This is a genomic window from Devosia insulae DS-56 (assembly GCF_000970465.2).
Taxonomy (GTDB): domain Bacteria; phylum Pseudomonadota; class Alphaproteobacteria; order Rhizobiales; family Devosiaceae; genus Devosia_A; species Devosia_A insulae.
Genome location: NZ_LAJE02000043.1, coordinates 23,587 through 32,703, shown reverse-complemented (window position 1 = coordinate 32,703; position 9,117 = coordinate 23,587). Strand labels below are relative to the sequence as shown.

The following is a 9,117-nucleotide window of genomic DNA, read 5'->3' as shown; positions in this document are numbered from 1 at the left end:
GACATAGAGCGCTCCGTTGGGCACGGCCGCCGATGTCAGCAGCGATCGAACCCCGGCCAGTGGCGCCACGGCAGCTTGGGCCTCGCTCTCCGGTTTCATGGCGATGTAGATGATCCGGGCAGAAGGCGGGGCAGCAGCCACGGACGTTGCATTGAGATAGGGCAGGAAGCAATCGCTGCGGCCCGGCACGTAGTAATCGAGCAGCGATGCATCGATCGGTGACGACATGGCGAGGCAATCCCCGGGCTCGATCGTCGCTCGGATTCCGGCCGAGATGGCGCGCCAATCGGCACGCGGGTTGGTGTCGGCGAAGAACAGCGTGGCGACAGCGATGGCGAGGCCGAACGCACCGGCGAGCGCCACGCCCCGCTTGGTCCGGGCCGGCGTCAGCACAGCAAGGGCGAACAGAATGAGAAAGCCCGGCAGCGAGCCGAGCAGGTAGCGATCGAAGAACACCGGCTCGATCAGCAGCGAAGCGATGATGCCGAGGATGCTGGGGAGGAGGGTCCAGCAGAGCAGCAGGGGCAGCCAGCCTGAGGCCGGCCCCGGCCCATGCTTGCGGCGGAGGAAGATCAGGAACGGCGTTGCGAGCAGCAGCAGGACATATAGCGAAGTGGTGACCTTGCGCCATTGCAGCACGATGAAGGCCGGGGTCGGCTCACCGATCCAGAACCCCTCTTTGGCAATGCTCTGCGCCCGGCCGATAAGGATCAGCCCCCAGGGTACGAAGCTCAGGACGACCAGCAGCTCGGCCAGAACGAGCCGCAGCAGCCCCGCCCAGTCGCGGCGCAGCACGATGGTCCAGAGGGCGCCGAAGCCGATGCCGACCCAGGTCAGCGCGCCATAGGGATGCGCATAGATCAGCGGGATGCCGCTTAGGCCGAGCAACAGGGCGCGCCCGGCGCGCGGCCGATCGAGGAAATGCAGCATCGCCCAGGCGTGCGCGGTGGCGGCGCAGGCAAGCAGTGCATACATCCGCGCTTCCTGCGAGTACCAGACGTGGTATCCCGAAAGCGCCAGCAACCCTGCTGCAAGCAGCCCGGCGCCGCGACCGCCGATGCGGCTCGCGAGGCCATAGAGCAGCGCGACATTGAGCACCCCCAGGAGCGCCGAGGGGAGGCGCAACACCCACTCGGCGCCGCCGAACAGCTGCACCGAAATCCAGGCGAGGAGGTTGTAGAGCGGCGGGTAGTTGTCGGTGGCGGTGCGGGAGATCACCTCGGCGAGCGAGCCGTTGACCTGCAGCCAGGTCGCCGCTTCGTCACGCCACAGGCTTTGCTCGTCGAGGCCCGGAAAGCGCAGCAGGACGGCGCAGAGGATGATTGCCGCCAGTAGTGCCCTGGACACTGACAGAGGCGGTTCGTAGCGCGCCGGGTTCACCGTGCCTCCCTGGGATCGCCGGCCAGATGCCCGGGCCGCGCCGACAAAAAAGGCCCGCACCGATGTGCGGGCCTTCGACAATGGGGGGCGGATCAGTCCTTGGCGCGCTCGACGTAGCTGCCGTCGGCAGTCATCACGACCACTTTGGTGCCGACGCCGATATGGGGCGGGACCATGGTCTTGACGCCGTTATTGAGGGTCGCCGGCTTGAACGAGGAGGAGGCGGTCTGGCCCTTCACCACCGGCTCGGTCTCGACGATCTCGAGGCTGACGCGCTGCGGCAGTTCGATCGACAGCGCCACGCCGTCGAAGGTGCGGATGTAAACTTCCATGCCGTCGGTGAGGTAAGCGGCCTGGTCGCCGACCACATCTTCCGAAACGGCGATCTGCTCGTAGGTGGTGGGCTCCATGAAGTGGTAGCCCTCGCCGTCGTGGTAGAGGAACTGGTAGGCGCGCTCGTCGACGTCGGCCTTCTCGACCATTTCGACGGTGCGCCAGCTGGCGGCAACCTTCACGCCGTCCGAGATGCGGCGCATGTCGACCTTGGTCACCGAGTTGCCCTTGCCGGGATGGATGTTCTCAGCGACCAGCACGATGTAGAGCTTGCCGTCGTCGTGTTCCACGACGTTGCCCTTGCGCAGCGACGAGGCGATGACCTTGACCATTAGTTCTTCCTTGTTCAACGGTTGGCGAGGGCCTAGAGAGCGGCAGCAAAAGGCCGGGCCGAACGCGCTAATCTGATGTATCGGTGCCGCCGATACCCTAATTCCGCGAAAACCGCCAGTCCCGAGCCGAAAGACGCCTCTTGTCCGCCCCCTCATCCCTCCCGCCGGTTTCCCCATGGTGGACGCCCTCGGTGCATGCCGACCGGCGTCCGGCGCTCCTGGCGCGCAACCGCATCGAACTGGCGGTGCGCAACTACCTCGCAAGCCACGATTTTCTGCTGGTCGACCCGCCGGGGTTGCAGCGCAGCCCGGGCAACGAAACGCACCTGCATGCCTTTGCCACCACGGCGATCGGCAATGACGGAGTGGGGGAGACGCTCTACCTCCACACCTCGCCGGAGTTCTCGATGAAAAAGCTCCTCGCTGCGGGCGAGCGGCGGATCGCCAGCCTTGGACATGTGTGGCGGAATCGCGAGCGGAGCGCGCTGCATCACCCTGAGTTCACCATGCTCGAGTGGTATCGGGCGGGCGAGTCCTACGACGCGGTGATCGCCGATTGCCTCAACCTGCTGCGGATCGCCGCCGAGACGACGGGTGTGACGGCGCTCAAGTTTCGCGGCCGTGACTGCGACCCATTCGCCGAGCCGGAACGGCTGGGCGTGGTCGAGGCGTTCGAGCACTATGCCGGCGTTGACCTGCTCGCGACGATGGACGCCGCGGGCGAGACCGATGCGGAGACGCTGGCAGCTGAGCTGCGGCGTGTGGGGCTCGAGGTGCCCAGGCAATACACCTGGTCGTACCTGTTCAGCCGCGTGCTGGTGGAAAAGGTCGAGCCGAACCTGGGGCTGGGGCGGGTGACAGTGCTCGACCGTTACCCGGCGGCGGAAGCGGCACTGGCGCGGCGGACCGGAGACGATCGGCGGCTGGCGGAGCGGTTCGAGCTCTACGCCTGCGGGGTGGAACTGGCCAACGGCTTTGGTGAACTGACCGATGCGGCAGAACAACGCCGCCGCTTTGCCGCCGAGATGGACGAGAAGCAGCGGCTCTATGGCGAAACCTACCCGCTGGATGAAGACTTGCTGGCGGCGCTGCCACTGATGGAGGAAACGAGCGGCGTGGCGCTCGGCTTCGATCGGTTGGTGATGCTGGCGGTCGGGGCGCGGCGGATCGAGGACGTGCTGTGGGTGCCGGTGGTCGGAGGCGACAGATGAAACAGGATCGGGCGATCCGGACGGCGAAAGATCTGGTGGCAGCAGGGCTGCTCGATGCCGCGCGGCGCGATGAAGCCGAAGCGGTGGCAAAGCAATATGCCATCGCCATTACGCCGACAGTGGCCGGGCTGATCGAGCGGGACGACCCGAACGATCCGATCGCCCGGCAGTTCGTGCCTGACATCGCCGAGCTCAGTGTGACGCCGGAAGAACGGGCCGACCCGATCGGCGACCTCGCGCATTCGCCGGTCGAGGGGATCGTGCATCGCTATCCGGACCGGGTGCTGCTCAAGGCCGTGCATGTCTGCCCGGTCTATTGCCGGTTCTGCTTCCGCCGCGAGATGGTGGGGCCGGAAGGGCTGGGGACGCTGGCGCCCGAGGCGATGGACGCTGCCATCAGCTATATCGCGGCGCACCCCGAGATATGGGAGGTGATCCTCACCGGCGGCGATCCGCTGGTGCTGTCGGCGCGGCGGCTCGCGGAGATGATGGTCCGGCTCAAGGACATCGCGCACGTGAAGATCGTGCGTTTCCATAGCCGGGTGCCGGTGGTGGAGCCGGAGCGGGTGGACGACAAACTGGTCGCGGCGCTGAAAGCCAGCGGCAAGACCACCTATGTGGCGCTGCACGCCAACCACCCGCGCGAGTTGACCCCGGCGGCGCGCGCCGCGGCCGGGCGGCTGGTCGACGCGGGCGTGGTGATGCTCAGCCAGTCGGTGCTGCTGCGCGGCATCAACGACGACCCTGCTGTGCTGGCAGAGCTGATGCGCGGCTTCGTCGAGATGCGGGTCAAACCCTATTACCTGCACCATCCGGACCTGGCGCCGGGCACAGCGCATTTCCGGCTGTCGATCGCCGAGGGGCAGGCGCTGGTCAAAAGCCTGCGCGGCCGGGTGTCGGGGCTCTGCCAGCCGACCTATGTGCTCGATATCCCCGGCGGCTACGGCAAGGCGCCGATCGCGGCGAGCAATGTCGAGGCGACGGGCGACGATAGCTACGCGGTATCGGACTGGCAGGGCGGGGTGCACCAGTACCCGCCGGCCGGAAGCTATTGAATCGGGCTCAGGCGGCCTGGGCTACGGTGCTGTCGACGATGACGTGCGGCAGGCCGCGGGAGCAGCGCTCGATGCGGGCCTCGACGCGATAGACGTCGCGCAGCAGCTCGACGGTGATGACGTCGGTGGATTTGCCGCACGCCGTCATCCGGCCGTTGACGATCACCAGGGTCTGGTCGGCAAAACGCAGCGCCTGGTTGAGGTCGTGCAGCGCGATCAGGACGATCATGCCGCGGACGCGGGCTGTCTGCTGCATGAAGCCGAGCACTTCCACCTGGCGATGCAGGTCGAGGGCCGAGGTCGGCTCGTCCATCAACAGGATTTCAGGCTCGCGCACCAGCGACTGGGCAATGCTCACCAGCTGGCGCTGGCCGCCGCTCAGCTCACCCAGGTTGCGGAAGGCGATCGGCTTGATGCCGAGGGCCTCGATCACCGCATCGATCGCATTGAGGTCGCCATCCTCGACGCCCCAGCCGGAGCCCTGTTTGCGGGCGAGCAGGATAGACTCGTAGACGGTGAGCACCGCATTGGCCGAGGTGTCCTGCGGCATGTAGCTCAGCGCCCGGCTGGCACGCCTGGCATTGGCCACCTCGACAGTACCGGCGCCGCTGATCAGGCCGGCGATGCGCTTGAACAAAGTCGATTTGCCGGCGGCGTTCGGCCCGATGACGGCGACGATTTCGCCGGCCGAGAAGGTCGGCGTGGTGACGCCGCTGACCACGATCTTGCGGCCATAGCCGGCCGCCACGTCATCGAGCTTCAGGCTTACCATGACTTCCTCATGTTGCTGATGATGAGCGAGAAGAAAAACGGCACGCCGACCAGCGCGGTGATGATGCCGATGGGGAAGACCACGCCGGGGACGATCGACTTCGAAACGATCGAGGTGACCGACAGCAGCAGCGCGCCGCACAGCACCGAGCCGGGGAGGAAGAAGCGCTGGTCCTCGCCGAGTATCATGCGGGCCATATGCGGGCCGACGAGGCCGACAAAGCCGATGGTGCCCACGAAGCTGACCGGGATCGAGGCGAGCAGCGCGACGATCAGCATGGTCTCGAGCCTGATATAGCGGACATTGACGCCGAAGCTCGCTGCCTTGTCCTCGCCGAGCCGTAGTGCGGTGAGGGCCCAGGCGTGACGGGCAAACAACGGCAGCGCCACGACCACCACCAAGGCGGTGATGCCGACCTTCTCCCAGGTCGCCTTGGTCAGGCTGCCCATGGTCCAGAACACCACGGTGGCGAGGGCCTGCTCGGAGGCGAGATATTGCAGGAACGCCAGCAGCGCATTGAAGGTGAAGACCAGGGCGATGCCGAGCAGCACGACGGTCTGCACGGTGACGCCGCGGGCTTGCGAAATGAAATGAATGAACATCGTCGCGACCAGCGCCATCAGGAAGGCGTTGACCGGCACGGCATAGCCGGCCGGCACCGGCAGGAAGGGGATGCCGATGACGATGGCGAGGGCCGCGCCGAAGCTGGCGGCGGCGGAGATGCCGAGGGTGAAGGGGCTCGCCAGCGGGTTGGCGAGGATGGTCTGCATCTGCGCGCCGGCCGCCGAAAGCGCGGCGCCGACGACAATCGCCATGACGGCGACCGGCATGCGGATGTCCCAGACGACGACGCGGATCTGGTCGGGCGCCGAAGCCGGGTTCAGGATGGCGCCGATCACCTGCAGGATGTCGTATTTGGCGGGGCCCCAGGCGACATCGACGGCAAAGCTGATGCAGAGCGCGACGGCCAGCCCGGCCAGGATCAGGATGCGCCTGTAGGCGAGGGCGCGGTATTGACCGCGCCCCGCCAGTTCAACGGTGTCTGTGGCTGCGAGGGTCATCAGTCGTTCAACGACACCCAGTAGCCGGGCTTGTAGGCGACCGGCAGGAAGCGCTCGTGCAGTTCACGGAAGGTCGCATCCGGGTCGAGATCGGCGAACAGCTCGGGGTGGAGCCACTTGGCGATCTGCTGGATCGCCACGAACTGGAACGGGTTGGTGTAGAATTGGTGCCAGATGGCGTGGACGTTGCCGGTCTCCTTGGCCTTGACGCCGGTAAAGGCCGGGCGGTCCATCAGCGCGGCGAGCTTCACCTTGCCGGCGGCGAGATCAGCGCCAGCGCCGACGCCGACCCAGATGCCGTCGGGCTTGGCGCTCTGGCTCCAGTTCGAACCGGTGGAGATGTAGACGTCGGGATTGGCGGCGATGATCTGCTCGCCGCTCACCATGCCCTGGGCGCCAGGCAGGATGTCGGTACCGAGGTTGTGGCCGCCGGCCAGCTTGACCATGCGGCCGAAATTCTCATCACCGAAGGTGGCGCAGCACTCGTCGAAAAAGCCCGGGGCGCGCTCGAGGAAGACCAGCGGCTCCTTCGGCTTGTTCGCCTCGATCACGTCGGTGACCCGCTTGATCTCTGCGGTGCGGAAGGCGTTGAACTCGGCGGCGCGCTGCTCTTTGCCGAACAGTTGGCCGAGGATGGTCATGCTGGCTTCGGTGTTCTTGAAGGCCTCGAGGCGGAAGTCGATGAACACCACCTTCACGCCGATCGAGTCGAGCGTATCGAAGAGTTTGGACTCCTCGGCCGGGGTCTTGGACTCGAGCGGCAGCAGCAGCACGTCGGGCTTGAGGCTGACCGCGAGCTCGGTCTGGAAGGTGCCGTCGGTCAGGTTGCCGAAGACCGGGATGTCGGCCATTTTCGGGAACTTGCCGAGATACTCGTTCCAGGTGTCGAGGTCGGCAGTGCGCACGTCGTCGCGCCAGCCGACCACGCGCTTGAACGGGTCTTCGGTGTCCAGCACCGAGACGAAATAGATCTGGCGGCCTTCGCCCAGGATGACGCGCTCGACCGGTTTGTCGAAGCTGACTTCGCGTCCGGCGACGTCGGTGACGGTGAAAGCCTGGGCCTGGGCCGCGGCGGTGCCGGCCAGCGCCGAGAGGGTCGCGATGGCGACGGCGAAGAAAGTCCTGCGAAGCATATTGCATCTCGCTCGTTGGGGTGCGAGACCAGCCGGTATTAAACCTGATACGCCAAATCAAGTTTTATCTTCTAGAGTCATTCCAAGGTGGCAGCCTCCCCTATGGGGAGCGGTATGAGGACGTGCATGACGGCAGGAACGAATTATTCGGTACGCGACGAAATCCGCGACTATTGGTCGATGCGGGCGGAGAGCTTCGATCTCAGCCCCGGCCACGAGATTTTCTCAGAGACCGAACGAAGCGCCTGGCACCGGCTGATCAAGAAACATCTGGGGCAGGGCGAGGGCCGCCGGGCGCTCGATCTCGCCTGTGGCACTGGCGTGGTGTCGCACCTGATGCACGACCTGGGCTACGCGGTCACCGGTCTCGACTGGTCCGAAGCGATGCTCGACAAGGCGCGGGCCAAATCCAATACGCGCGGTTCATCGATCCGCTTCCTGATGCGCGATGCCGAGGCGACGGGCGAGGACGAAGCCAGCTACGACGTGATCGTCACCCGGCACCTGGTGTGGACGCTGGTCGACCCCGCGGCGGCTTTTGCGCACTGGTTCAATCTGCTGAAGCCGGGCGGGCGGGTGTTGATCGTCGATGGCGACTTCGTCACCCAGACCTGGTTTCGGAAGCTCCGCCGCTGGCTCGACGCGGCGGTGAACCGTTTCCGTCCGGCCAAGCCGGATCCGCGCGGCGATTTCCGCACCCAGTACCAGTCGATCATGTCGCAGATCTATTTCCGCCAGGGGGCCCGGGCGCCCGAAGTGGTGCGGCTATTGCAGGGCGCCGGTTTCGAGCCGGTGATCGTCGATACCTCGCTGGGCGAAATCCACCGGGCCCAGGGGCGCAACATGCCGATCGCGCAGTTTCTCGATCGCGCGACCCAGCACCGCTATGCCATCTGTGCGGTGCGGCCCGGTTAGTGCCGATAGCGTAACGCCTCGATGACGATCTGAAAGGCCGGCGATTGCTGGCGCCGGCTCGGATAGTAGAGGTGGAAACCCGAGATCGGCGGGCACCACGCGTCGAGCACCGCGACGAGCTCGCCGCGTTCAATATGGCCGCCGACTGCATCCTCGGGGACGAAGGCAATACCAAAACCCTTGAGCGCGGCGTCGACCGACAGGTCGATCGAGCTAAAGGTCAGCTGGCCATCGACCCGGACCCGCAGCGGTCGTCCATCCTGCTCAAATTCCCAGGCGTAGATAACGCCGCTGCCGATGAGTCGCAGGTTGATGCAGCTGTGCTGTACCAGCTCCTGCGGCGCCGCGGGCGCCGGGTGGCGCTCGAAATAGGCGGGAGAGGCGACGGGCAGCAGGCGACTGTCGGGGCCGATGCGCACCGCCACCATGTCCTTTTCGACGCTTTCGCCCAGCCGCACCCCGGCATCGTAGCCCTGTGCGGCGATATCGACGAAGCCGTTATCGCTGACCAGCTCCAGCCGGATATCGGGATAGTTGCGGAGGACGTCCGCCAGTTTTGGCCAAACCAGGGTGTCGGCAGCGTATTGGCTGGCGGTGATGCGAACCGTGCCGGCCGGCTTGTCGCGCAGCTCGCCCAGGGCCAGCAGCTCGGTGTCGATCTCGGCGAGGCGCGGGGCGAGGGTGGCGAGAAGGCGCGCGCCGGCCTCGGTGGGTGAGACGCTGCGGGTGGTGCGGGTGAGCAGGCGATAGCCGAGCCGCTCTTCGAGGGTGCGGACGGTCTGGCTCAGCGCCGAGGGCGAGAGGCCGAGCTCCGCCGCGGCCCGCGTGAAGCTCCTGGCACGCGCCACCACGGCGAAGGCGGCAAGATCGTTATAGCTGGTCCGCATCATTGTGAAGCTGTGCTTACAAGTAGATGCAGATTATA

The 9,117-nt window shown here is 66.1% G+C and carries 9 protein-coding genes; 3 read left to right on the top strand and 6 right to left on the bottom strand.

Annotated elements, in window-relative coordinates; all coding sequences use genetic code 11:
• The coding region (locus VW23_RS01720) for a glycosyltransferase family 39 protein (RefSeq protein ID WP_176730303.1) at positions 1-1,347 on the bottom strand (1,347 nt) is incomplete at its 3' end.
• A 125-nt stretch (positions 1,348-1,472) separates the two neighbouring features.
• Complete coding sequence (efp, locus tag VW23_RS01715) at positions 1,473-2,045, bottom strand: elongation factor P (protein WP_055876832.1); 573 nt, start codon at positions 2,043-2,045, stop codon at positions 1,473-1,475.
• Positions 2,046-2,236: 191 nt separating this feature from the next.
• On the opposite strand from efp, the gene epmA reads away from it, so the two are divergent.
• Together epmA and VW23_RS01705 are read left to right on the top strand one after the other, a co-directional pair.
• On the top strand, positions 2,237-3,256 hold the full coding sequence (epmA, locus tag VW23_RS01710; RefSeq protein ID WP_244513346.1) for an EF-P lysine aminoacylase EpmA: 1,020 nt from the start codon (positions 2,237-2,239) through the stop codon (positions 3,254-3,256).
• Positions 3,253-4,311, top strand: a complete 1,059-nt coding sequence (locus VW23_RS01705; protein WP_069907864.1) for a lysine-2,3-aminomutase-like protein — start codon at positions 3,253-3,255, stop codon at positions 4,309-4,311. Before epmA ends, VW23_RS01705 begins: the two co-directional genes overlap by 4 nt.
• Before the next feature lie 7 nt (positions 4,312-4,318).
• Here the strand turns inward: VW23_RS01705 and VW23_RS01700 are convergent, their stop codons facing one another.
• Genes VW23_RS01700 through VW23_RS01690 form a run of 3 tightly spaced genes read right to left on the bottom strand, consistent with a single transcriptional unit; the run spans position 4,319 to position 7,277 of the window.
• Complete coding sequence (locus VW23_RS01700) at positions 4,319-5,083, bottom strand: ABC transporter ATP-binding protein (protein WP_069907863.1); 765 nt, start codon at positions 5,081-5,083, stop codon at positions 4,319-4,321.
• A complete protein-coding gene (locus tag VW23_RS01695) occupies positions 5,077-6,144 on the bottom strand; it encodes a FecCD family ABC transporter permease (protein WP_069907862.1) in 1,068 nt (355 codons plus the stop codon). The genes VW23_RS01700 and VW23_RS01695 overlap by 7 nt, the downstream gene beginning before the upstream one ends.
• Positions 6,144-7,277, bottom strand: a complete 1,134-nt coding sequence (locus VW23_RS01690) for an ABC transporter substrate-binding protein (RefSeq protein ID WP_069907861.1) — start codon at positions 7,275-7,277, stop codon at positions 6,144-6,146. Before VW23_RS01690 ends, VW23_RS01695 begins: the two co-directional genes overlap by 1 nt.
• 126 nt (positions 7,278-7,403) lie before the next feature.
• On the opposite strand from VW23_RS01690, the gene VW23_RS01685 reads away from it, so the two are divergent.
• Positions 7,404-8,192, top strand: coding sequence for a class I SAM-dependent methyltransferase (locus VW23_RS01685; protein WP_141728180.1), 789 nt, complete (start codon positions 7,404-7,406; stop codon positions 8,190-8,192).
• Here the strand turns inward: VW23_RS01685 and VW23_RS01680 are convergent.
• A complete protein-coding gene (locus VW23_RS01680) occupies positions 8,189-9,082 on the bottom strand; it encodes a LysR family transcriptional regulator (RefSeq protein WP_069907859.1) in 894 nt (297 codons plus the stop codon). The genes VW23_RS01685 and VW23_RS01680 overlap by 4 nt on opposite strands.
• Positions 9,083-9,117 lie beyond the last annotated feature (35 nt).

Coding starts and splice junctions, on each gene's coding strand:
- efp (WP_055876832.1), bottom strand. CDS start 2,045: ATGGTCAAGGTCATCGCCTCGTCGCTGCGCAAGGGCAACGTCGTGGAA.
- VW23_RS01705 (WP_069907864.1), top strand. CDS start 3,253: ATGAAACAGGATCGGGCGATCCGGACGGCGAAAGATCTGGTGGCAGCA.
- VW23_RS01700 (WP_069907863.1), bottom strand. CDS start 5,083: ATGGTAAGCCTGAAGCTCGATGACGTGGCGGCCGGCTATGGCCGCAAG.
- VW23_RS01695 (WP_069907862.1), bottom strand. CDS start 6,144: ATGACCCTCGCAGCCACAGACACCGTTGAACTGGCGGGGCGCGGTCAA.
- VW23_RS01690 (WP_069907861.1), bottom strand. CDS start 7,277: ATGCTTCGCAGGACTTTCTTCGCCGTCGCCATCGCGACCCTCTCGGCG.
- VW23_RS01685 (WP_141728180.1), top strand. CDS start 7,404: ATGACGGCAGGAACGAATTATTCGGTACGCGACGAAATCCGCGACTAT.
- VW23_RS01680 (WP_069907859.1), bottom strand. CDS start 9,082: ATGATGCGGACCAGCTATAACGATCTTGCCGCCTTCGCCGTGGTGGCG.